This is a genomic window from Streptomyces sp. A1136, from assembly GCF_004795055.1.
Classification (GTDB): Bacteria; Actinomycetota; Actinomycetes; order Streptomycetales; family Streptomycetaceae; genus Streptomyces.
In genome coordinates this window covers 1-22,955 of sequence record NZ_SSBJ01000002.1, presented here as the reverse complement: position 1 = coordinate 22,955, position 22,955 = coordinate 1, and the positions used below count along the sequence as shown (strand labels likewise).

Annotated in this window: 16 protein-coding genes; 9 read left to right on the top strand and 7 right to left on the bottom strand. The window is 73.8% G+C overall.

Going from position 1 to position 22,955, the window contains the following annotated elements; all coding sequences use genetic code 11:
* Positions 1-182 precede the first annotated feature (182 nt).
* Together E6R62_RS01975 and E6R62_RS01970 are read left to right on the top strand one after the other, a co-directional pair.
* A complete protein-coding gene (locus tag E6R62_RS01975; protein WP_136210711.1) occupies positions 183-1,085 on the top strand; it encodes a hypothetical protein in 903 nt (300 codons plus the stop codon).
* A gap of 73 nt (positions 1,086-1,158) precedes the next feature.
* A complete protein-coding gene (locus tag E6R62_RS01970) occupies positions 1,159-5,886 on the top strand; it encodes a hypothetical protein (RefSeq protein ID WP_136210709.1) in 4,728 nt (1,575 codons plus the stop codon).
* Positions 5,887-5,976: 90 nt separating this feature from the next.
* On the opposite strand, the gene E6R62_RS01965 is transcribed toward E6R62_RS01970, so the two are convergent.
* A complete protein-coding gene (locus E6R62_RS01965; RefSeq protein ID WP_206308624.1) occupies positions 5,977-6,507 on the bottom strand; it encodes a hypothetical protein in 531 nt (176 codons plus the stop codon).
* Between the two features lie 398 nt (positions 6,508-6,905).
* On the opposite strand from E6R62_RS01965, the gene E6R62_RS01960 reads away from it, so the two are divergent.
* Genes E6R62_RS01960 through E6R62_RS01945 form a run of 4 tightly spaced genes read left to right on the top strand, consistent with a single transcriptional unit; the run spans position 6,906 to position 11,250 of the window.
* Entirely contained in the window at positions 6,906-9,764 is a 2,859-nt protein-coding gene (locus tag E6R62_RS01960; protein WP_136210707.1) for a nitrate- and nitrite sensing domain-containing protein, read from the top strand.
* Positions 9,761-10,198 (top strand): roadblock/LC7 domain-containing protein, encoded by a 438-nt coding sequence (locus E6R62_RS01955; protein WP_136210705.1) that lies wholly within the window; start codon positions 9,761-9,763, stop codon positions 10,196-10,198. The genes E6R62_RS01960 and E6R62_RS01955 overlap by 4 nt, the downstream gene beginning before the upstream one ends.
* A gap of 10 nt (positions 10,199-10,208) precedes the next feature.
* The gene (locus E6R62_RS01950; RefSeq protein WP_136210703.1) at positions 10,209-10,643 is read left to right on the top strand and encodes a DUF742 domain-containing protein; all 435 of its coding nucleotides are present in this window, start codon (positions 10,209-10,211) and stop codon (positions 10,641-10,643) included.
* Positions 10,624-11,250, top strand: a complete 627-nt coding sequence (locus tag E6R62_RS01945; RefSeq protein WP_136210701.1) for an ATP/GTP-binding protein — start codon at positions 10,624-10,626, stop codon at positions 11,248-11,250. The genes E6R62_RS01950 and E6R62_RS01945 overlap by 20 nt, the downstream gene beginning before the upstream one ends.
* A gap of 166 nt (positions 11,251-11,416) precedes the next feature.
* Here E6R62_RS01945 and E6R62_RS01940 read toward each other — a convergent pair whose 3' ends face one another.
* From E6R62_RS01940 to E6R62_RS01930, 3 genes are all read right to left on the bottom strand, one after another.
* Entirely contained in the window at positions 11,417-12,607 is a 1,191-nt protein-coding gene (locus E6R62_RS01940; RefSeq protein ID WP_136210699.1) for a lipid-transfer protein, read from the bottom strand.
* Positions 12,604-13,068 (bottom strand): Zn-ribbon domain-containing OB-fold protein, encoded by a 465-nt coding sequence (locus E6R62_RS01935; RefSeq protein WP_136210697.1) that lies wholly within the window; start codon positions 13,066-13,068, stop codon positions 12,604-12,606. Before E6R62_RS01935 ends, E6R62_RS01940 begins: the two co-directional genes overlap by 4 nt.
* A gap of 127 nt (positions 13,069-13,195) precedes the next feature.
* Positions 13,196-13,879, bottom strand: coding sequence for a M15 family metallopeptidase (locus E6R62_RS01930; RefSeq protein WP_240801434.1), 684 nt, complete (start codon positions 13,877-13,879; stop codon positions 13,196-13,198).
* Positions 13,880-13,908: 29 nt separating this feature from the next.
* Between E6R62_RS01930 and E6R62_RS01925 the strand changes: the two genes are divergently transcribed.
* Entirely contained in the window at positions 13,909-14,418 is a 510-nt protein-coding gene (locus tag E6R62_RS01925) for an NUDIX domain-containing protein (RefSeq protein WP_136210693.1), read from the top strand.
* Positions 14,419-14,474: 56 nt separating this feature from the next.
* On the opposite strand, the gene E6R62_RS01920 is transcribed toward E6R62_RS01925, so the two are convergent.
* Entirely contained in the window at positions 14,475-16,820 is a 2,346-nt protein-coding gene (locus E6R62_RS01920; RefSeq protein ID WP_136210691.1) for a TIM-barrel domain-containing protein, read from the bottom strand.
* Between the two features lie 221 nt (positions 16,821-17,041).
* Between E6R62_RS01920 and E6R62_RS01915 the strand changes: the two genes are divergently transcribed.
* Together E6R62_RS01915 and E6R62_RS01910 are read left to right on the top strand one after the other, a co-directional pair.
* Positions 17,042-19,018 carry an acetoacetate--CoA ligase gene (locus E6R62_RS01915; RefSeq protein ID WP_136210689.1) on the top strand — a complete coding sequence of 659 codons (1,977 nt, stop codon included), beginning with the start codon at positions 17,042-17,044 and terminating at the stop codon, positions 19,016-19,018.
* Between the two features lie 58 nt (positions 19,019-19,076).
* Entirely contained in the window at positions 19,077-20,039 is a 963-nt protein-coding gene (locus E6R62_RS01910) for a hypothetical protein (protein WP_136210687.1), read from the top strand.
* Between the two features lie 107 nt (positions 20,040-20,146).
* On the opposite strand, the gene ptsP is transcribed toward E6R62_RS01910, so the two are convergent.
* Positions 20,147-21,817, bottom strand: a complete 1,671-nt coding sequence (gene ptsP / locus E6R62_RS01905) for a phosphoenolpyruvate--protein phosphotransferase (RefSeq protein ID WP_136210685.1) — start codon at positions 21,815-21,817, stop codon at positions 20,147-20,149.
* Positions 21,818-21,889: 72 nt separating this feature from the next.
* Positions 21,890-22,339: a PTS glucose transporter subunit IIA gene (locus E6R62_RS01900; RefSeq protein WP_136210683.1), complete on the bottom strand. Its 450-nt coding sequence runs from the start codon at positions 22,337-22,339 to the stop codon at positions 21,890-21,892.
* Between the last annotated feature and the right edge of the window lie 616 nt (positions 22,340-22,955).

Here is a 22,955-nt window from a genome sequence, read left to right as displayed (position 1 = left end):
CGCCCGGCCGCGAGCCCCCGCCCGGTGGCCGCCGGCCCCACCGACCCGCAACGCCGTCCTCCCGCCGGGCCAGGCTGCCGGGCCGGGTTCCACCGGGAGCCGCGACGCCCGGACCGGGGCCGGCCGCCGGCCGTTCCGGCCGCCGCCGCCGAGACCACCGCACACCACGAAAGGCACCACCCGTGAGCGACCACCACGCCGAAGCCCCCGCGTGGGGCGAGCCCGACGCGCCCTCGGGCCCGGCGCCGGCGCCCGGCGCCGCGGCCGTGACCCCGGCCGACGCCGCGGACGCGGCCCGGCTCGTCGCCTTCGGGCTCCAGCCCAAGCTGCTCCCCGCCCGCGACGCCGAATACGCCGAACTGCTGCGCCGCTACCGCGAGGACCCCGCCTTCGGTCGCCTCGCCGACGCCGTCGCCACCGGCCTCGGACTCGTCGTGCTGGAGGTCTCGCCCCGCGCAGGCATGGCGGTGGCCGCCGACGAGGACTCCGTCTTCGCCGTCCGGATGGGCGACTACGCCCGCCGTACCGCCGCCGACGGCGGCGACCGCTTCCTGCACGGCCTCGCCCACCTCGCCGTCGCCGCCCTCGCCTTCCCCCGGCCCGAGGACCTCGCCGACGACGGCTACATCGGCCGGATCACCGTCAACGGCGTCGACTCCTTCGTGCGGCAGACCTGCCGCCGCCTGGAGGAGCGCGCCGAGGAACTCGGCGAGAACACCGACCCCGCCTCCGACACCCCCGGCCTGGAAGCCGCCTGGCGGGTCTACGCCCGCCGCAGCGCCACCGGCGCCACCAAGGACGCCCGCCGCCTGGCCGGCTCCACCACCGGCATCGTCGGCAAGGCCGCCGCCTTCCTCACCGAGTCGGGCTTCCTCCAGCGAACCGGCGACGACTCCGGCGGCACCTACCGCACCACCCCCCGCTACCAGCTCCAGGTCCGCGACATGGCGGGCAGCGCGGCCATGGCCGAACTCCTGGAGCTCGGCGTGGTCCCCGTCAGCGACGGCTCCGCCACCCTCCTGCCGCCGCCCGAGGGCGACGACCTGGAACTCGCCGCCGACGCCGGCCTGCCCTTCCACGCCTGAGCCCCGATCCCCGTACGCACGCCCGAGCCCTGATCCCCGTACGCACCACGAGAGACCGCGAGAACCCGCCGCCATGTACGAGCTGTCCCGGATCCGCCTCTACTCCATCGGGCCCGCCGGCGCACGCTACGCCGACACCGTGCTCGACCTGCGCGGAGTCGGCGAACCGGTGCCCCACCCGGCGCCCGCCCAGGCGGAGTTCTTCGAGGACGAGCCGACGGGCCCGCCTCGCCGGCCCGCGCCCGCGGGCGTCCTCTTCCTGGAGAACGGCGGCGGCAAGTCCGTCCTGCTGAAGCTGATCTTCTCGGTGATGCTGCCCGGCCACCGCAACACCCTCGGCGGTGCCAGCTCCGGCGTGCTGCGCAAGTTCCTGCTCGCCGACGACTGCGGCCACGTCGCCCTGGAGTGGCAGCACACCCAGACCGGCGAGTGCGTCGTCGTGGGCAAGGTCAGCGAATGGCGGGGCCGGCAGGTCTCCAACGACCCGCGCAAGTTCGCGGAGGCCTGGTACTCCTTCCGCCCCGGACCGGGCCTGAGCCTCGACAACCTGCCCGTCGCCGAGGCCACCGCCGTGCGCCCGCCCGTCGAAGGCGCCTCCGGCGCCCAGGGCCGCCGCCGCACCATGAAGGGCTTCCGCGACTCGCTCACCGAGGCCGGCAAGGCGTACCCGCACCTGGAGGTGTACTGGGAGGAGATCCACGATCGCTGGAACGAGCACCTCACCGACCTCGGCCTGGACCCCGAACTCTTCCGCTACCAGCGTGAGATGAACGCCGACGAGGGCGAGGCCGCCGGCCTCTTCGCGGTCAAGAAGGACTCCGACTTCACCGACCTCCTGCTGCGCGCCGTCACCGACACCCGGGACACCGACGGCCTCGCCGACCTCGTCCACGGCTTCGGCAACAAACTCGGCCGCCGCTCCGAGCTGATGGCGGAACGCGACTTCACGGCCGGGTCGGTGGAACTGCTCACCAAGATCGTCGAAGCCGCCGAGTCACGCTCCCGACTGCGCGACGTCCACGCGGGCGCCGAACGCCGCACGCGCACCCTCGCCCGGCGCCTGTCGGCCCGGGCCGCGGAAGAGCGCGGCCGCGCCGCCGAGCTCGCCGAGCGGGTCACCGGCGCGGCCCACGCCGTGACCGCCGCCGAGTCCGCCCGCGAACGCAGCGCCGCCATCGCCGCCGAACTCGCCTACCGGCACGCCTCGCTCGCCCTGACCGTCGCCGACAGGGCCGCGGCCGCCCAGCGCCGCGAACTCCTCGAAGCCCGCACCCTGCACTCCGCCTGGCAGGCCGCCGAGACCGTACTGCGCCACCGCGCCGCCGCCGACCGCTCCGCCCGGGTCGCCGCCGCCATCCTGGAGGCCGAGCGCGACGCCGCCCCGGCCCTGGCCGCCCGCGCCACGGCAGCCACCGAACTCGTACGGGCCTTGCACACCGCCGCCGAGCAGGGCGAGGCGCGGGCCAACGAGGAGGAGGAGCGTTCCGCCGTCCTGCAAGCCGCGGGGGAAGCCGCCCACCGCGACGCCACCGCCGCCGCCACGGCCGCCCAGCGTGCCCGCAGCGAGGCCGAACACCTCCGCGCCCGCCTGTCGGAGGTCGAACAGGAGACCGCCGAAGCCGTACGGGCCGGCTGGCTCGACGACTCGGCGCCCGACGCCGACCCGGCCCGGGCCGCCCTCGCCGCGAGCGACGCCGAGAAGAGCGCCGTCGCCGCCTGGGACGAGTCCCGCGAGGTGGCCCGCGCCGCCGCCGAGGCCGCCCGCGAGGCAGCGGCCGGCGAAGCCCGCGCCGAACTCACCGCCGCGCGCGCGGCGGACGCCGCCGAAGCCGCCGAGGCCGCCCACGCCGCGGAGCAGCGCGCCGCCGACTCCCTCGCCGCCGCCCCGCGCCTCGCGGAGCTCCTCGGTCTTCCCGCGGCCCCCGACGCCCACGTCCCGAGCCCCCGCTCCGGCGAGGGCACCGCCGACGGGAACCACCCGGCCGACGGAAGCCACGCCGCCGCCGGCCACCGCCCGGCCGAAGGCCACCGCCCCGGCGGTCCGGTCCTGACGGCGACCGCCGGCAGGCTCACCGCCGCCGACCTCGACCGGGGCGCCGAGGACCTGCACACCCTGCTGACCGACCAGGTCGCCGCCGCCGAACGTCAACTGTTCGAGCTGCGCACCGCCGCCGCCGACGACGCCCGCATCCTCGGCGCCCTCGGCGACGGCGGGCTGCTCCCGCCCGGCCCCGACGTGCTCGCCACCGTCGAGTACCTCGGCGAACACGGCATCCCCGCCCTCCCCGGCTGGCGCTACCTCGCCCAGGCCGTCGACCCCGCCGACCACGCCGCCGTCCTGGCCGCCCGGCCCGAACTCGTCGACGGCGTCGTCATCACCGACCCCGAGACCCACTCCCGCGCCCGGGAGGTCCTCTCCGGCGCCGCCCTGCTGCCCCGCTCCACCGTGGCCGTCGGCACCGCCGCCGCGCTGCTGGCCCCCGTCCCCCCGGTCGACGCCGCCGACGGCGCCGGCGCGTCCGGCATCTTCATCGTGCCGCCGAACCCGGCCATGCACGACGAACACGCCGCCGACGAGGAACGCCAGGCGTTGCGCACCCGCGCCACCGCCCGGGACACCGAGATCCGCGACCTCGCCGGCCGCCTCTCCGGCGACCGCGAACTCGCCGCCCGACTCGCCTCCTGGCGCACCGGCTGCCCGCCCGGCCGCCTCACCGAACTCGCCGAACACGCGACGTCCGCACGGTCGTTCGCCGAGGAATGCGACGCCGAGCTCGCGGAGGCCCGGACCGTACGCGCCGAGGCCGACGAAGCCGCCGCCGACGCGGCCCGGGTCCGCGACGAGCGCCAGGACGCCGCCCAGCGTGCCCGCCGGGCCGCCGACGTCCTCTCCGGCCTCGCCCACCGCCTGCGCGAGCGCTCCGGCTGGCAGGCCCGACTGCGGGAACTCGCCGACGAGGCGGCCGAATCCGAGGCCCGCGCCGAAGCGTGCCTGGACCGTGCCCGCGCCGCCGACGAGGACCGGCGCGCCGCCCAGCGGGCGGCCGACGACGCCCGGCGCACCGCCCGCGCGCTGCGCGCCGAGCGCGCCGACATCGCCGGCGCCCCCGATCCGCTCCCCGCGGACGACGGCACGCCCAAGGCCCCCCTGCCGGACCTCCGCGAGGCCTACCGCGCGGCCTCCCGGCTCTACGAGAAGGTCGGCGTCGGCGCCGACCTGCGCGCCGAGCAGGCCCGCGCCGAAAGCGACGAGAGCGCCGCCCTCGCCGAACTCGACCGGCTCACCAACAAGGTCCGCACCCGCGCCGCCCAGCTCCTCGAAGGCACCGACGGCGCCGACGGCCCCTCCCGGCAGGCCGCCGCCGCCCGCGCCGAGGCCCTCGTACAGATGCTGGAGTCCCGGGCGTCGGCGGCGAGCGAACAGCTCGGCCGGCTGCGCGGCGAGGCCGAACGGCACGCCCCCGCCGACGGCGAGGCGCACACCGACCTGCCGGACGAGCTGGTACCCGAGGACGTCGAGCACGCCCAGAACCTGCTGCGCACCGCCACCGCGCAGCTCGCCGCCCACACCGCCGCCGTCGAGGGCGCCCGCGCCGCGCACGCGGACCTGCTGCGCGCCCACCGCACCGCCGAGGACGGGGCGGGCGGCTTCGACGAGACCGCCGCCATCCTGCGGGACCTGCTGCGCGACCACACGCAGCAGGAGGACGAGCAGGAGCCGGCGCCCCACCGGGGCAGCCTGGAGGAGGCCCGCCAGTCCGCCGCCGAGGCCCGCCGCTCGCTGCGCGCCTGCGCCGCCGACCTGTCCGCCGCCGAGTCCGCCGTCCGCGAGGCGAGCGACATCCTGGTCCGCCACGCCAACGCCAACCGCTACGAGCAGGTACGCACCCCCGCGCGCCAGCAGATCCGCGAACTGCCCGCCTCCGCCCTGCCGGAGCACGCGGCGGCCTGGGCCGCAGCCTTCGCCCCCCGACTGCGGGTGCTCACCGACGAACTCGCGCAGTTGGAGCGCAACCGCGACAGCATCGTCGACCGGCTGCGCGGCCTTGTCGAATCCGCGCTGGCCACCCTGCGCTCCGCCCAGCGGCTCTCCCAGCTCCCCGAGGGCCTGGGGGAGTGGTCGGGCCAGGAGTTCCTCCGGATCCGCTTCGAGGAACCCGACCAGGCCACCCTCACCGAGCGGCTCGGCGAGGTCATCGACGAGGCCACCCGCGCCGCCGTCAAGAAGAACAGCGCCGCCTCCTTCGGCGAAGGCCGTCGCGACGGCATGTCCCTGCTGCTGCGCGGAGTCCAGGCCGCCCTGGAACCCAAGGGCATCGCCGTGGAGATCCTCAAGCCCGACGCGGTACTGCGCGCCGAGCGGGTCCCGGTCGGACAGATGGGCGACGTCTTCTCCGGCGGCCAGCTGCTCACCGCCGCGATCGCCCTCTACTGCACCATGGCGGCACTGCGCAGCAACGACCGCGGGCGCGACAAGCACCGCCACGCGGGCACGCTGTTCCTGGACAACCCCATCGGCCGTGCGAACGCCACGTACCTGCTGGAACTCCAGCGGGCCGTCTCCGACGCCCTCGGTGTCCAACTCCTCTACACCACAGGTCTGTTCGACACGACGGCCCTCGCGGAGTTCCCGCTGGTCATCCGGTTGCGCAACGACGCGGACCTGCGCGCGGGCCTGAAGTACATCAGCGTCGAGGAGCACCTGCGCCCGGGCCTGCCGCAACAGTCCACCGACGGCGAGACCATCCACGGCGAGATCACGGCGACCCGCATGTTCCGCCGCTCGACCACGGGCGCCTGACGCCCGGCGCGGGGCGGCCGTCGCGACGACCGCCCCGCGCCGGGCGGCCCGTTCCGTCGCCGGTTCCGTTCCGTCGCCGGTCCCGTATCGTCAGCGGCCGTGGGCAGCCAGCCGGCCGCCCTCGGCCGCACGTATACGGGGCACCCGGCCGGACGCCCCCGCACGGGCCTGGCCGGCCCGGCGCTCCTCACGGCGAGCGCGGGCCGTGCTGCTCGGCTGCGACAGCACCCCGTGGCGCTGGTTCCACGTCTGTCGGGTGATCACCACGTCCAGCACGGCCCAGGTGGCCACCACCGTCCCGGCTATCGCGCCGAGCACCATCGGCAGCGCGAGCCACGAGCCGGTGAGCGTGAGGAAGAAACTCACCGTCGCCTGCATCAGGGTCAGGGCCACTATCAGCGCCGCCCGCACCGCCGAAGCCCGCACCGGATCGGGCATCCGGTACCGGCGTGCGGGCTCCTCCACCCACAAGGACCGCCTCGTGGCCGTCGTCCCGGCCCCGCCGTACTCCGCGTACGCCGTGTCCGCGTACGCCGTGTCCGCGTTCTCCGTCATCGCGTCGCCCATCACCGCGTCGCCCGTCTTCACGTCGTCCGTCACTGCGTCGTCCGTCGTGCTCATGGTCCACTCACTCCCCACCGCACGGTCCGCGTTGCCTACCCACACCTCATACCCCCATGTGGTGTTTCGACCGTCTTCCCTGTCAGACGATCGGCGGGGCCGGGAGATTCCCGGAACGGAAAACCGGTTCGCGGCGGCCGGAACCGACGCCGGGAGGCGGAATTCCGGCCATCCATCCGAGAGCGGGAACCGGCGCCCCACCAGGATTCATGTGCCACATGACGGGCCTGACTTGCCCGGAAGCAAAGGACAACTCATGATCTTCACAAGGGGGGCAGTCCGAAAACGTCCGGACACGCCTTCGAAGCCGCTCCCCGGCAGTAGTAGGCTCACGCCGTTTAATTGACGGAACACCGACCCCCGGTAACGGGGTTGACCTGGGGGAGGCTGGGGAGGCCATGCGCTTTCGCGGGAAGTCCATCCGCCGGAAGATCGTGGCGTTGCTCCTTGTGCCGCTCGTCTCCCTCACCGCCCTCTGGGGCTTCGCCACCTTCATCACCGGCCGCCAGGCCGTGCAACTCCTCGGCGTCGCCCCCGTCATCGCCAAGGTCGGCTACCCCATCGAGGACGTCGTCCGCGTCCTGCAGAAGGAACGCCGCCAGACCCTGGTCGTCATCGGGGACCCCCGGGCCTCGGCCGCCACCGCCGAACTCACCAGGAGCCGCACCGCCACGGACACGGCCGTCCAGGGCATGACCGCGAACGCCTCCAACCCCAAGGTCGCCGACCAGCTCAGCCCCGCCAACGCCCAGCGGCTGCGCTCCATCCTCGACGCCTTCCACGGCATCGCGGCGCTGCGGCATTCCGTCGACCAGAACAGCCTCGCCCCCGGCCAGGCCCTGGACCTCTACAGCCGGCTCGTCGATCCCTGCTACGAGTTCCTGATGAACCTCCACGCCCTTGAGGACGTGGAGATGGACAAGCAGGGGCGGGCCCTCGTCGGCATCACCCGCGCCCGCGAGACGCTCTCCCGCGAGGACGCCGTCATCGCCTCCGCCCTCGCCGCCCGCAACATCGGCGCCGCCGACGTCCGCAGTGTCTCCGACTACACCGCCAACCGCGCGCTGCTCTACGACTTCAACCTGGCGATCCTCCCCGCCGACGACCGCGACGTCTTCGAGCAGTACTGGTCCGGCCCCGAGACCAAGGCGCTGCGCGACGCCGAGGAACGATTCATCTCCGGCGGCGCCGCCAAGCCCCCGCGCACCCTCACCGCGGCCCAGTGGGACGAAGCCGCCGCGAAGGTGCTCGGCGACCTCGCCGACATGAACACCGCCGCCGGCGACCGCTACCAGGAGCGCGTCAAGCCCGTCGCCATGAAGGTGCTGATCCAGGCCGCCGTCGCGGGCGTCCTCGGCTTCATCGCCCTGATCGTCTCCCTCGTCATGTCCGTCCGCATCGGCCGCGACCTCATCCGCGACCTGTCCCGGCTCCGCAAGGACGCCCACGAGGCCTCCGGCGTCCGGCTGCCCAGCGTGATGCGCCGCCTCGCGGCCGGCGAGCACATCGACGTGGAGACCGAGGCACCGAGGCTCGAATTCGAGAAGGACGAGGTCGGCCAGGTCGCCCTCGCCCTCAACAGCCTCCAGCGCGCCGCCGTCGAAGCCGCCGTCAAGCAGGCCGAACTGCGCCGGGGCGTCTCCGAGGTCTTCGTCAACCTGGCGCGCCGCAACCAGGTACTGCTGCACCGCCAACTGACGCTGCTCGACACCATGGAGCGCCGCACCGAGGACACCGAGGAACTGGCCGACCTCTTCCGCCTCGACCACATGACCACCCGTATGCGCCGGCACGCCGAGGGCCTGGTGATCCTCTCCGGCGCCGCGCCCTCCCGCCAGTGGCGCAAGCCCGTGCAACTGATGGACGTCGTAAGGGCCGCCGTCGCGGAGGTGGAGGACTACGAGCGCATCGAGGTGCGCAGGCTCCCGCGCATCGGCATCGAGGGTCCGGCCGTGGCCGACGTCACCCACCTCGTCGCCGAACTCCTGGAGAACGCGACGGTGTTCTCCCCGCCGCACACCGCGGTCCAGGTCCACGGCGAACGCGTGGCCAACGGTTTCACCCTGGAGATCCACGACCGGGGCCTGGGCATGACCCCCGAGGCGCTGCTCGACGCGAACCTCCGCCTGGCCGAGACACCCGACTTCGAGCTCTCCGACACCGACCGGCTCGGCCTGTTCGTCGTCAGCCGCCTCGCCCGGCGCCACAGCGTCAAGGTGGTCCTCCAGCCGAGCCCGTACGGGGGCACCACCGCCGTGGTCTTCCTCCCGGTGGAACTGCTCACGGAGGCCCCCGACACCAACGGCACCGGCATCCGCCTCGACGGGCTCAAGAACGCCAAGGCCGGCAGGAACGCCAAGCCCGGCAAGGCCGCTCGGCCGGTGACCTCCGGCAAGGGCGGTTCCGCGGCCCTCGGCGGCGCCCCGGCCGGTCGACCCCTGCGCACCGGGGTGCTGAACGGTCCCGTAGAGCTGGAGGGCCCGCTCGGGGCCCTGGACCTGGACGGCGCCGACGGGCTGGACGAGGACCCCGAGGCCCTCGACGAGGTCGCCACCGGCATCACCGGCCTCACCGGAGTCGGCGGCCGCCCCCCGATGGCCACCCTCGACGACGAGACGCCGCCCGGCGGCATCCCCGGCGCCGTCCTCGGACTTCGCCCCGCGGCCCGGCCGGGCACCGACCGGTACCCGGAGCGCCCAGGCGCCCGCAAGGCCGACCGGCTCGGCGAACGCCACCGCGACCGGGGCCCGGACCCGACCGGCGACCGCGAGGGCGCCGCACCCACCGGCCCCGTCCGCGTGGAGCGCCCGCGCCCCGACTCGGAGAGCCCGCGCCCCGCCGGCGCCATCCCCCTGCCCCGCCGCCGCCCGACCCCCACCCTGGTCGCCGACCACGGTCGCCGCGTCGAACCGCGCCCCGTGTCGATGGTCGGACGGGCCGGCCAGGGGCAGGAGACGGCCCGCGCCGAGACGTCCGGCGGCGGCGCGCCGGCCGGCGGCCCCGGCGGTCTCCCCCGTCGGGTCCGCCAGGCCAACCTGGCCCCGCAACTCAAGACCGCCCCGGCCACGGCACCGGCCGACACCACCGCGAACCCCGTCGCCGACCGCGACGCGGAGGACGTACGTACGCGCATGTCCGCCCTCCAGCGCGGCTGGACGGCCGGCCGCAACCAGCACGCACCGCAGCAGTCCGAGGCCGAGGCCGGCACCCCCGCCGCCCCGGGCCCCGGATCCGAGAACGAAGGGGACGGTCGATGACCGCACCGCAGACCGGCAACGACACCAGGAGCCGCGGCTCCGGCCCGCTCAACTGGCTCCTCGACGAGCTCGTCGACAAGGTCGGCAGCATCCGCAAGGCGGTCGTCCTCTCCGGCGACGGGCTGCCCACCGGCAGCTCCAAGGACCTCACCCGCGAGGACAGCGAGCACCTCGCGGCCGTCGCCTCCGGCTTCCACAGCCTGGCCAAGGGCGTCGGCCGGCACTTCGACTCCGGCGGCGTCCGCCAGACCGTCGTCGAACTCGACGAGGCCTTCCTGTTCGTCATGGCCGCCGGCGACGGCAGCTGCCTGGCCGTGCTCGCCGACGCCGAGTCCGACGTCGGCCAGGTCGCGTACGAGATGACCCTCATGGTCAAGCGCGTCGGCGACCACCTGGCGACCGCCCCGCGCTCCGGGCTGCCAGCCGGAGGGTGAGACGGACGGCATGAGCGATTCAGGCCGGTACCACCCCGAGCGACCCCCGGGCGGCGCGGACGATCCCGCGCACCCGCACTGGTTCGACGACGAGGCGGGCCCCGTGGTGCGCCCGTACGCCATGACCCGCGGCCGCACCAGCCACGCGGGCCAGCACCGTCTCGACCTGATCGCGCTCGTCGTCGCCGAACCGGCGGCCGACGATCCGGTCTGGGACCTGACCCTGTCCCCGGAACACGCCCACATCCTGGGCCTGTGCCGGGAACGCCCCCAGTCCGTCGCGGAACTGGCGGCCGACCTCGACCTCGCGGTGGGTGTCGTCCGCGTCCTGATCGGCGACCTCGTCGACGACGAACTGGTCCACGTGACGCGGCCGGTACCACCGGCCGAACTGCCCGACGAATCCATTCTGCGTGAGGTGATCGATGGCCTTCGGGCGCTCTAGCCGCACCGGCGCCATGCATGCCGTGTCGCCGGTCGAGCCGCTGACCCTCAAGATCCTGGTCGCGGGCGGCTTCGGGGTGGGCAAGACCACCCTGGTCAGTGCGGTGAGTGAGATCAGACCGCTGCGGACGGAGGAACGCCTCTCCGAGCCGGGCATCGGCATCGACGACACCGGGGGAGTGGAGGGCAAGAACACCACGACCGTGGCCATGGACTTCGGCCGCATCACCCTCCGCGAGGACCTGGTGCTCTACCTCTTCGGCACACCCGGACAGGACCGCTTCTGGTTCCTGTGGGACGAGCTGGCCCAAGGGGCGCTCGGCGCCGTGGTCCTCGCCGACACCCGCCGCCTCGCGGACTGCTTCGCCGCCATCGACTACTTCGAGCGGCGCGGCATCCCGTTCGTCATCGCGGTCAACTGCTTCGACGGCGCCGACCGGCACCCCGTGGTGACCGTGCGCGACGCCCTCGACCTCGACCCCGAGGTACCGGTACTGCTCACCGACGCGCGCGACCGCGAGTCGGTCAAGGACGTACTGGTCGGGGTCGTGGAACACGCCATGTCGCTGGCCCGGGCCCGCCGCCACAGCCTCACGGCCGGAGCCTGACGCCGGGCGCACACGCGGAGGCGGCCCGTACCCCCGCCGACTGGGGTACGGGCCGCGGCTCTCATGGGGGGTTCGGGAATCCCGGTCGCGCTCGGACCGTGGGGAGAGTGTCAACCCGCCGTCGTGGGCCGTCAAGCGTTCGGACAGCACCCGCCGGTCAAGGGGCCTACCGGACCGCGACGACCGCCGAACCGTGGCCGAACAGTCCCTGGTTGGCGGTGATCCCGGCCCGGGCCCCCGGGACCTGCCGGTCACCGGCGACCCCCCGCAACTGCCAGGTCAGCTCGCACACCTGGGCTATCGCCTGCGCCGGGACCGCCTCCCCGAACGAGGACAGCCCGCCACTGGTGTTCACCGGGATCCGGCCGCCGAGCGCCGTCGCACCCTCCCGCAGCAGCTTGGCCCCCTCGCCCTCGCCGCACAGCCCGATGTCCTCGTACCACTGGAGCTCCAGCGCGGTGGACAGGTCGTACACCTCCGCGAGCGACAGGTCCTCCGGTCCCAGCCCGGCCTCCTCGTACGCGGCCCGTGCGATCGAGGACCGGAACGATCCGGCGGCCGGCGCCGAGGCGGTCACCGCGTCGGTGGCGATGTCCGGCAGGTCCAGCAGGGTCCGGGGGTACGTGGGCGTCACCGTCGACACCGCCCTGATCCGCACCGGGTCCGCGATCCCGCGCGAGCGCGCGAAGTCCATGCCGGCCAGCACGAGGGCGGCGCCCCCGTCCGAGGTCGCGCAGATGTCCAGCAGCCGCAGTGGGTCGGCGACGACCGCCGAGGCCGCCACCTCCCGGGCGGTGACCGGCTTGCGGTAGCGGGCGTACGGGTTGAGCGCCCCCGCCGCCGCGTTCTTGACCTTCACCTCGGCGAAATCCTCCGGCGTGTCCCCGTAGAGCGCCATCCGGCGGCGCGCGTACAGCGCGAAGTACGCCGGGTTGGTGGCCCCCAGCACCCGGAACCGCAGCCAGTCCGGATCATCCGGCCGCTCCCCGCCCGCCGGGGCGAAGAACCCCTTGGGCGCGGCGTCGGCCCCCACCACCAGCACCACGTCGGCCAATCCCGCCAGGATCTGCGCCCGCGCCGCGCCGATGGCCTGCGCACCGGACGCGCAGGCCGCGTAGACGCTGGTCACCCGCGCGCCCTGCCAGCCGAGCGCCTGTGCGAAGGTGGCCCCGGCCACGTATCCGGGGTACCCAGACCGGACGGTGTCGGCGCCGACGATGGACCCCACGTCCGTCCACTCCAGCCCCGCGTCGGCCAGCGCCGCCTTCGCGGCGACCCGCCCGTACTCGACGAAGCCGCGGCCCCACTTGCCCCACGGGTGCATCCCGGCCCCCAGCACGGCGATGTCGGAGTTCACGCGCCCACCCCCGCCGGGGCCGCCGGTCGGAACCGCCAGGTCGTCCACGCCGTCCCCGCGTCCTCGTTCAGCACCCCGCCGACCACCTCGACCTCCATCCCGACCGCCAGATCGGCCACCGTCACCCCGGGCTCCCCCTGACCCAGTACGACCATCCCCTCGGCCTCCAGCTCGACCGCGATGAGGGTGTACGGCTCCCAGGGCGCGTCCGGGTCGGACACGTACGGCGCGGGCGGCCGGTAGCGCCCGTCGGTGTACGACCAGATCCGCCCCCGCGGGGACAGCGGCACCTCGGTGAGTTCGCCGCCTCCCGCGCAGTGCGGGTTGCGGCAGTACGCGTCCTCGCGCGGGAAGAACACGGCCGCGCAGGCGGAACACCGGGTGCCGAGCAGCCGGAAGTCTTCGCCTTCCTCGGTACCGGTGAACCACCCGCTGACGACGGGCGTGCGGTTGCGCTCCAAGGCCCCTCCCTCACTGGCGAACTGACGGCTCGTCAGAATGCGAGTGTGGCACGAGTACCCCGCCCGGGTCACCGGTTCGACCGCGCGGGCCGTTCGGTGACGCGGCCCGCTCGGTGACGTAGGCCGTTCAGTGACGTACGGACGCGGCGCCCCGCGCTGCGGAGACCGGAAAGTCGAAGTACGTGTCGGGGAACGCCTCCGGCGCGTACGTGAAGTGCCACCACTCCTCGGGCAGGTTGACGAAGCCCCGCGCGGCGAGCGCCCGACCCAACAACTCCCGGTGGGCCCGCGCCGGCCCGACCACCCGCGGATCGGCCGTATGGGAGAGCGGGTCGAAGAAGTCGAAGGTCGTCCCCATGTCCAGCGCCCGACCGTCCCGCAGCGCGACCAGCGTCACGTCCAGCGTGCTGCCCCGGCTGTGCCCCGACTTCGGCGCGATGTACCCCTCGGGGAGCAACCTGCCCTTGTCCACGCGCGGATAGAACTCCGCCTTCGTCGCCTGGTCCCCGGCGTCTCCCGCCCACCGCACGAACGCGTCCACCGCCCGCTGCGGCCGGTAGCAGTCGTACACCAGCAGCCCGTACCCGCGCCGCGCCAGATCCCGCTGCGCCCGCCGCAGCGCCTCGGCCGCCGGTAGGGCGAGCAGACAGACCGGCTCGTCGTAACCGACGACCGGCCGACCGGTGAAGTTCCGCGCCGACGCGTACCGCACGTCCTGCCCGATGGTCGGATCCACCTCCGCCAACGCCACGAAGCCGGCCGGCGCCGACCCGCCGAGCAACACCCACAGCAAGGCCACGACGGCCGACATCCTCATTCCCCCTGGCATACCATCGCCGGATGCCGGGACACCTGAGGGACTCGCACTGCTCCACCTGCGGAGCCCCGTTCGACACGACCGACTGGCCCCGTACGTGCACCGTGTGCGGAACCACCGCCTACCGCAACCCGCTCCCCGTGGCCGTCGCCCTCCTCCCCGTCGAGGACGAGCGGGGCACCGGCCTCGTGGTCGTCACGCGCACCATCGAACCGGCCCTAGGCGAGGTCGCCCTGCCCGGCGGCTTCATCGACTTCGCCGAGGCGTGGCAGGACGCGGTCGTACGGGAACTCCGGGAGGAGACGGGCATCGAGGAGCCCGCCTCGGGAGTGGTCCTGGCCGACGCCCTCAGCTCCTCGGCCGGACACCTGCTGCTCTTCGGCCTCCTCCCGACCCGCCCGGCGGACTCCCTCCCGCCCTCCGCGCCGACCGACGAGACGGACGGCTGGCACATCCTGCGGGCCCCCGCGGAACTGGCCTTCCCCCTCCACACCCGGGCGGTCGGCGCCTGGTTCGCCGGCCAGTACGCCTGAATCCCCCGACCCCTGGCCCCTCGCCCCGGCTCCCGGCAGGACTTCGGCGACGGGATCTAGAGCCCCCGGACCACCACCCCCTCGACCGGTCCGCCCGCCTCGTCCTCCACCCCCACCGTCTCCCCGACCCACCGGACGGTGTACCGCTCCACCTCGCCCGGCTCGAAGCCCGGACCCGGATCGCGCACCACCACCCCGCCACCGGTCCGCCCTCGCGCCGGAGCCCACACCTCCAGCGCCACCGCGCCGTCCTCCCCGCGCACCGGCAGCACCGACCCCGCCCGGGCCAGCACCGGCGTCCGCCCGAGCGGGGCGTCCAGCAACACCTGGCCCGGCCCCTCGTGCGCCGCCCCCGTGGCCGTGTCGTACCACCGCCCCCTCGGCAGCCGCACCGCCCGCCGGTCCGCCCCACACTCCAGCACCGGCGCCACCAGCAGCGCGTCCCCCAACAAGAACGCGTCCTCGCAGTCCCGCAGCCGCCGGTCCTCCGGCGCCCCCCACCACAGCGGCCGCACGTACGGAGCACCCGTCCGCCGCGCCAGATGGGCCAACGTCACGAAGTAGGGCCGCAAACGCTCCCGCTCCGCCAGCACCGCCCGCGCCGCCTCCTCCACCTTCGGCCCGAACTCCCAAGGTTCCCGCCGGCCCGCCCATATCGCCGCGTGCGTACGGAACAGCGGCAGGAACGCCCCCAGCTCGAACCACCGCAGGAACAGCTCGGGCGACGGCGACCCCCCGAAACCGCCGACGTCCGGGCCCGAATACGGCACCCCGCACAGGCCCAGCCCCAGCACCAGCGCGAGGGAGGCCCGCATCCCCTCCCAACTGCTCTCCACATCGCCGGACCACGAGCCCCCGTACCGCTGCATGCCCGCCCAGCCCGAGCGGGAGAACAGGAACGGACGTTCCGCCGGCCGGAGCCGTGACAACCCCTCCCAGCCGGCCCGCGCCATCCCCAGCGCGTACACGTTGTGCGCGGCCCGGTGGTCCCCGCCCGCCCCGTCCAGCGCGTGCCGTGCCGAACGGGGGAGCGTCGCGTCACCGAACGCCGCGAACGCGACCGGCTCGTTCATGTCGTGCCAGAAACCGGCGAAGCCCTGCGCGAGGCGCTCCTCGTACAGACCGCCCCACCACTCCCGCACCGCCGGATCGGTGAAGTCCGGATACGCGCACTCGCCCGGCCACACCTCACCCCGCACCTCCCGCCCCCGCGCGTCGCGTACGAACGCCCCCCGCTCCCCGACCGCCAGCCCGGCGGTGTGCAGGGGGTCGCCCGCCTTCACCGCCGGATCGACGATCGACACCAGCCGCACCCCGTCCGCCGCCAACTCCGCCGCCAGACCGGGCAGGTCGGGGAACCGCTCCTTGTCGACCGTGAACACCCGGTGCCCGTCGTAGTGGTCGATGTCCAGGTGCAACGCGGCCAGGGGGAGCCCCCGCGACGCGTACCCCGCCACCACCCGCCGCACCTCCGCCTCGCTGCCGAACCCCCAGCGCGCGTGTTGGTAGCCCAGCGCCCACTGCGGGGGCACGGCCGCCGCCCCCGTCAGCCCCGACCAGCCCTGCGCCACCCGGGCCGGCGTCCCCACCAGCACCCAGCAGCGCAACGGCCCGCCCTCCGCGCGCAGTTCCGTCGTCCCGGGCCGGTCCGCCCCCGATCCCGCCCCCTCCTCGCCCTCGCGCAGCACCACCTGCCCGTCCCAGGTGTTGTCGTGGAACATCAGGTGCGTCCCCGCGTCCGAGACCACCCACTGCACCGGCATCGTCAGGTACAGCGGGTCGTCGCCCGGTCCGAAACCACCCTTCGGGTCGGTGTTCCACAACCGGTACGAGCCGTCCCGCAGCCGAGGCCCGGCGGCCCGACCGCCCAACCCGAAGAACCGCGCGTCCGCCGGCACCTCCCCGCGCACCCGCCACCGGGCCCCGCCACGGCCCGCCTCCACGGGCTCCCACCAGCACGGCGGTGACTCCCGGCGCAGCACGGTCCCGCCAGGTGTACGCACCTCCACCGCCCCCTGCCGGGACACCGCCACCGTCACCCGCTCCGACACCACCCGCCAGCCGCCCCCGGTGTCCGGTTCCAGGACGGCACGCACATCCGGTCGGGGGCCCTCGCCCACCACCGCGTAGGAGGGGGAGGGCCGCGCCCCGTCCCACCCCCAGAACACCGCCCCGCCGACCGTCACCCGCACCAGCAGCTCCGAGCGCGCGAAGCGCAACACACCCCCGCCCGGCCTCGGCTCGGTATCCGTCAGCGGTCCCGGCACCCGCGCCCGCTCCGCGCCCCGGCGTGCCAGCCCCTCGGCGTCCGCGCGCCGTCGCCGCCACGCCGCGCGCCACGTACGCCGTCCGCGCGCCGTACCGATCTCCCACACCCCACGCACCAGATCACGACCGTCCATGGCGCTCACCCTGCCACCGCGCCCCGGCCGAGCGGGCCGCGTTCAGCTTCCGTTCACCCGCAGACGGACCGGGCGGACGATCACACCACCGCCGGGGACGGCTCTGGTGCGGATGTCGATCACGTGGCATCGTCCCTGTGAGCCGCCGCGCGCGCACCGAACGCGCGATGGCAACGTACGCACACGAAGCGCGAACCACACAGTCGACCGGGAGCCGACCCATGACCTCAGCCACCCCGCCGGAACCCCTCTGGACCCCGGGCCCCGAACGGATCGCCGCGGCCCGGATCACCGCATTCCAGGCGTGGGCCGCCGAGCACCACGGCGCACCCGCCGAAGGCGGCTACCCCGCCCTCCACAGCTGGTCCGTCGACGAACTCGACACCTTCTGGCAGGCCGTCGCCGAGTGGTTCGACGTCCGCTTCTCCACCCCCTACCAGTCGGTCCTCGCCGACCGCTCCATGCCGGGCGCGCGCTGGTTCACCGGCGCCACCCTCAACTACGCCGAGCACGCCCTGCGCACGGCCGAGGACCCGGCCCGGGCCCAGGACCCGGCCCTGCTGTGCGTGGACGAGACCCACCAGCCGGTCCCCGTGACCTGGGCCGAGCTGCGCCGACAGGTCGGATCGCTGGCCGCCGCGCTGCGCGCCCTCGGCGTACGCCCCGGCGACCGGGTCAGCGGGTACCTGCCCAATATCGCCGAAGCCGCGGTGGCCCTCCTCGCGACCGCCGCCGTCGGCGGCGTGTGGACCTCCTGCGCCCCCGATTTCGGCGCCCGCAGCGTCCTCGACCGCTTCCAGCAGGTCGAGCCCGTCGTGCTGTTCACCGTCGACGGCTACCGCTACGGCGGCAAGGAGCACGACCGCCGCGAGACCGTCGCCGAGCTGCGCGCCGAGCTGCCCTCGCTGCGCGCCGTCGTCCACATCCCGCTGCTCGGCACCCCGACCCCCGAGGGCGCCCTCGCCTGGTCGGAGCTGGTCGCGGCCGACGTGGAGCCGGTCTTCGAGCAGGTCCCCTTCGACCACCCGCTCTGGGTCCTCTACTCCTCCGGCACCACCGGCCTGCCCAAGGCGATCGTCCAGTCCCAGGGCGGCATCCTCCTCGAACACCTCAAGCAGCTCGGCCTGCACAGCGACCTCGGACCGCAGGACCGGTTCTTCTGGTTCACCTCCACCGGCTGGATGATGTGGAACCTCCTCGTCTCCGGCCTGCTCACCGGCACGACGGTCGTCCTCTACGACGGCAGCCCCGGGCACCCCGACACGGGGGCCCAGTGGCGCATCGCCGAGCTGACCGGGGCCACCTTGTACGGGACGTCGGCGGCCTACGTCATGGCCTGCCGCAAGGCGGAGGTGCACCCGTCGCGCGACTACGACCTGTCCGCCGTGAAGTGCGTCGCCACGACCGGCTCGCCGCTGCCGCCCGACGGCTTCCGCTGGCTGCACGACGAGGTCGCCGAAGACCTCTGGATCGCCTCGGTCAGTGGCGGCACCGACGTCTGCAGCTGCTTCGCGGGCGCCGTGGCCACCCTCCCCGTCCACATCGGCGAACTCCAGGCCCCTTCGCTGGGCACGGACCTCCAGTCCTGGGACCCGGCCGGCAAGCCGCTCATCGGGGAGGTCGGGGAACTCGTCGTCACCAACCCCATGCCGTCCATGCCGATCCACTTCTGGAACGACCCCGACGGCAGCCGCTACCGCGAGAGCTACTTCGAGATGTTCCCCGGAGCCTGGCGGCACGGCGACTGGATCACGATCACCGACCGGGGCTCGGTGATCATCCACGGCCGCTCCGACTCCACGCTCAACCGGCAGGGCGTCCGGATGGGCTCCGCCGATATCTACGAAGCGGTCGAGCGACTCCCCGAGATCAAGGAATCCCTGGTCATCGGCCTGGAGGAGCCGAACGGCGGCTACTGGATGCCGCTGTTCGTCCATCTCGCCCCCGGGGCCGCCCTCGACGACGACCTCCGCGCGCGGATCAAGGCGACGATCCGAGAGGAACTCTCGCCGCGCCACGTACCCGACGAGATCATCGAGATCCCGGCCGTGCCGCACACCCTCACCGGCAAGCGCATCGAGGTCCCCGTCAAGCGCCTCCTCCAAGGCACGCCGATGGACAAGGCGGTCAACATCGGCTCGGTGGACCGCCCCGAACTGCTGGCCTTCTACGAGGAGCTGGGCCGCGACCGGCGGTGACTGTCAGTGGTCGTGACTACTCTGAGTGAGCAACGCGTTGCGACACCCAGGGGGAGCCATGCCACACACGAACGCGAACGGCGACAACACCACCGACGCCACCACCGGTACCGCCCGTACCGCCGACACCACACCCGCCCGCGCCGACCACCGGACGCTGCGCCGCCGACTGCGCCGCGAGGTCCCCAGCACCCTCGGTCTCCTGGCCGACCCGGGGGACTTCGCGGCCATGCGCCGCTACCGCAGCTTCCCCTTCGACGCCCACTGCGGGTACGCCGACTACCTCCGACACGTCGAGGCCCTGCTCCGCTCCCTCGCGGCGCAGGGCGTCCACGCCACCGTCGCCCTCTTCGATCCCGAGGAGTACGCCGACTACTGCGCGGACCACGGCCTGGACGCCGACACGGCCGAGGCCCGGGCCGGCTTCACCGCCGAACTCGCCGGAGCCGGCCTCCCCTACCGGGGCCAGCCCATCGCGGACCTCGTCCCGCTCCTGCTCGACGAGGCAGTACGGCAGGCCACCTGGGAGTACGCCACCACCCTCCTCGCAGGCGTCGGCAGCTGCGCGGATTGCGGCGAGGACATCGGCCAGGCCTCCTTCGAACGCGCCGCCGGCGCGCTCAAACGCCTGGTCGAGGGAGCCGGCCCCGGCCACCACCACCTCGTCTGCAGCGTGCCCACCGAGACCGAACAGCTCGTGGCAGTCCTGCACGCGGAGGCGCCAGGAGCCGATTCCCGGCCGCGGATCGAGGGCCGGGAGGGAATGGACTTCGTGACCGTCCTGGCCGCGGGCATCGCCCTCGGGGGCGCCGGGGGACTCGTGCTCCGCAGCACCTCGGAGGGCTGCCCGGACCGCGTCCACGGCTGGCGTCTCGACCGTGGCCGGCTGGTCGCCCTCTCCGCGGCGGCGGTCTTCAACGCCTACTGCACCGACGCCGACACCGGTGAACCCGTCGCCCCCGAACCAGGGGTGGAGTACTGCCCCGGCTACGAGGTGGACGATCCGGACCCCCACCACTGAAGCCGGCCACCACCTGCCGAACACCCGGCGCCCATCCGGGCGGGGAACGGCCGAGGGGCCCTCGCCACCGGCGAAGACCCCTCGACCCGACCTGCCGCGAACCGCTCCTACTCGCCGGAGAGGACCGCCTGCGCGGCGACCCGCGCCTCCTCGGCCGTGTCGGCCGCGCGTGCCGCGGCCGCCGCACGCTCGCACTGCGCCAGCGTGTGTTTGGCCAGCGTCGCCCGCACGTAGGGAATGGAGGCGGCGCCCATCGAAAGGGAGGTGACACCCAGACCCGTCAACACGCACGCCAGCAGCGGATCGGCGGCGGCCTCACCACAGACACCGCAGCTCTTGCCCTCCGCCTTCGCGGCATCGGCCGACATGGCGATCAGGTCCAGCAGCGCCGGCTGCCACGGATCCTGGAGCCGCGACACCGCGCCCACCTGACGGTCCGCGGCGAAGGCGTACTGCGCGAGGTCGTTCGTTCCCAGCGACAGGAACTCGACCTCCTGCAGGATCGAGCGCGCCCGCAGCGCGGCCGAGGGGATCTCCACCATCGCCCCGAACTTCGCCCGCAACCCCGCCTCGCGGCAGGCGTCGGCGAAAGCCCTGGCGTCGATCCGGTCCGCCACCATCGGGGCCATGACCTCAAGGTAGACGGGCAGGCCCTCGGCCGCCTTGGCCAGCGCCGAGAGCTGCGTACGCAGCACCTCCGGGTGGTCGAGCAGGGTCCGCAGACCGCGCACTCCCAGAGCCGGGTTCGGCTCGTCGCCCGGCGTCAGGAAGTCCAGCGGCTTGTCGGCGCCCGCGTCCAGTACCCGTACGACGACCCGCCCCTCCGGGAAGGCCTCCAGCACCTTGCGGTACGACTCGACCTGCTTCTCCTCGGACGGTGCCTTCTTGCTGTCGTCCAGGAAGAGGAACTCGGTGCGGAACAGGCCCACACCCTCCGCCCCCGCCTCGACGGCCGCCGGCACGTCCGCGGGACCGCCCACGTTCGCCAGCAGCGGCACCTTGTGTCCGTCGGAAGTGGCGCCCGGCCCGGAAGACGCCGCGAGCGCCGCCTTCCGCTCGGCGGCCGCGGCCTCCATCTCGCCGCGCTTCTCCGCCGAGGGGTTCACGAACAGGTCGCCCGTGCTGCCGTCGACCGCGATGAGGGTGCCCTCGGCGATCTCACAGGCCCCCGGCAGCGCGACGATCGCCGGCACGCCCAGAGCCCGCGCCAGGATCGCACTGTGGCTGGTCGGGCCGCCCTCCTCGGTGACGAAACCCAGGACGAGCGCGGGGTCGAGCAGCGCGGTGTCGGCGGGCGCCAGGTCACGCGCGATCAGTACGTACGGCTCGTCACTGTCCGGCACACCCGGCATCGGCACGCCCAGCAGGCGTGCCACGATGCGGTTGCGCACGTCGTCCAGGTCGGCCACCCGACCCGCCATGTACTCCCCGGCGCCCGCGAGCAGGTCGCGGTACGAGGCGAACGCGTCGTAGATCCCGCGCTCCGCGGTGCTCCCGACGGCGATCCGCCGGTCCACGTCCGCCATCAGCTCGGGGTCCGTGGCGATCATCGCCTGGGCCTCCAGCACGTGCTGGGCCTCGCCACCCGCCAGATGGCCGCGCGCCATGAGGTCGGCCGAGACGGCCTCCACGGCCTTGCGGGCGCGCCCCTGTTCGCGCTCCGCCTCGTCCGCGGTGATCTGCTTGGCCGGCGGTTCGAGGACCGCCGTACCCATGTGCCGCACCTCGCCGATCGCCACACCGTGGCTCACGCCGACGCCTCGCAGCGTTGTCTCCATTTCACCCGTCTCCGATTGAGCGGCGGGCCAGGCCGGCCGCGGTGGATGTCCGACGCCCTCGCGGGCGGCGCGTCACTGCCAGCTGAAGAGGACGTCGTCGGCCTTCACGTCCCCGGACTCGACGACACCGACGAGGGACTCCGCGGAGGCCTCCAGCGCGACGACGGGACAGACGGGCGACTTCCCGGCGGCCTCGACCGCCGCCGGGTTCCAGCGGATGACGGCCTGGCCGCGAGTCACGGTGTCGCCCTTGTTGACGAGCAGCTCGAAGCCCTCGCCGTTGAGCTGCACGGTGTCGATCCCGAGGTGAGTGAGCACGCCGTGCCCCTCGGCGTCGACGACCACGTACGCGTGCGGGTGCAGGGAGACGACCACACCGTCCACGGGCGCCACCGCCTCCGAAGCCTCGCGCACAGGATCGATAGCGGTGCCCGGTCCCACCATCGCGCCGGAGAACACCGGATCGGGCACTGCCGCGAGTCCGATGGCACGCCCGGCAAGTGGGGACGTCACGCTGGTCATGGAGGGCCTCCCAGGGGGTGGGGCTTCTTCGAGTCGCCGTCACAATCTGTCAGGACGGCCTACTTTGAGAAGGGTAAGTCATGAGATGTCCCGGTTCCGCACGAAATGAGACCACCCGCAGGGAGGCTCGGACGTGCTGCCGCGACATCAACGTAGTGGACTAGACCATAGCCTGGATCGATTTGCCTGGGCACCGCCGTCGCCTGTACTGTCGTGAGTCCCGCCAGGACGTGCCGCGTGAACATCTCGCGAACCACCGATGGACGGGAACCCCCCTCTGAAGTACTGATCTTGAGCTCGACCCTTCTTCGTGTGCCCTGCGGGCAGAACGGCGGGTGGTCGGACAGCCGGAAAAGCACTGATAGAGTCGGTCTCGCCGGAAAGGGAAACGCGAAAGCGGAGAACCGGAAAGCGAATCCCGCTTCGACCGGGAATCGGACACGAAAGAGTCTGATAGAGTCGGAAACGCAAGAACAAAACGAAGAACACAGGAAGCGCCCGGAGGAAAACCCGCGAGGGTGAGTACGAAGGAAGCGTCCGTTCCTTGAGAACTCAACAGCGTGCCAAAAATCAACGCCAGAAGTTGATACCCCGTCCACTTCGGTGGATGAGGTTC

What these genes read in the sequence shown, in the direction of transcription:
- E6R62_RS01900 (WP_136210683.1), bottom strand. Translation starts at nt 22,339, where the DNA reads ATGACCAGCGTGACGTCCCCACTTGCCGGGCGTGCCATCGGACTCGCG.
- E6R62_RS01965 (WP_206308624.1), bottom strand. Translation starts at nt 6,507, where the DNA reads ATGAGCACGACGGACGACGCAGTGACGGACGACGTGAAGACGGGCGAC.
- E6R62_RS01930 (WP_240801434.1), bottom strand. Translation starts at nt 13,879, where the DNA reads ATGTCGGCCGTCGTGGCCTTGCTGTGGGTGTTGCTCGGCGGGTCGGCG.
- E6R62_RS01950 (WP_136210703.1), top strand. Translation starts at nt 10,209, where the DNA reads ATGAGCGATTCAGGCCGGTACCACCCCGAGCGACCCCCGGGCGGCGCG.
- E6R62_RS01925 (WP_136210693.1), top strand. Translation starts at nt 13,909, where the DNA reads ATGCCGGGACACCTGAGGGACTCGCACTGCTCCACCTGCGGAGCCCCG.
- E6R62_RS01915 (WP_136210689.1), top strand. Translation starts at nt 17,042, where the DNA reads ATGACCTCAGCCACCCCGCCGGAACCCCTCTGGACCCCGGGCCCCGAA.
- ptsP (WP_136210685.1), bottom strand. Translation starts at nt 21,817, where the DNA reads ATGGAGACAACGCTGCGAGGCGTCGGCGTGAGCCACGGTGTGGCGATC.
- E6R62_RS01910 (WP_136210687.1), top strand. Translation starts at nt 19,077, where the DNA reads ATGCCACACACGAACGCGAACGGCGACAACACCACCGACGCCACCACC.
- E6R62_RS01970 (WP_136210709.1), top strand. Translation starts at nt 1,159, where the DNA reads ATGTACGAGCTGTCCCGGATCCGCCTCTACTCCATCGGGCCCGCCGGC.
- E6R62_RS01960 (WP_136210707.1), top strand. Translation starts at nt 6,906, where the DNA reads ATGCGCTTTCGCGGGAAGTCCATCCGCCGGAAGATCGTGGCGTTGCTC.
- E6R62_RS01920 (WP_136210691.1), bottom strand. Translation starts at nt 16,820, where the DNA reads ATGGACGGTCGTGATCTGGTGCGTGGGGTGTGGGAGATCGGTACGGCG.
- E6R62_RS01955 (WP_136210705.1), top strand. Translation starts at nt 9,761, where the DNA reads ATGACCGCACCGCAGACCGGCAACGACACCAGGAGCCGCGGCTCCGGC.
- E6R62_RS01945 (WP_136210701.1), top strand. Translation starts at nt 10,624, where the DNA reads ATGGCCTTCGGGCGCTCTAGCCGCACCGGCGCCATGCATGCCGTGTCG.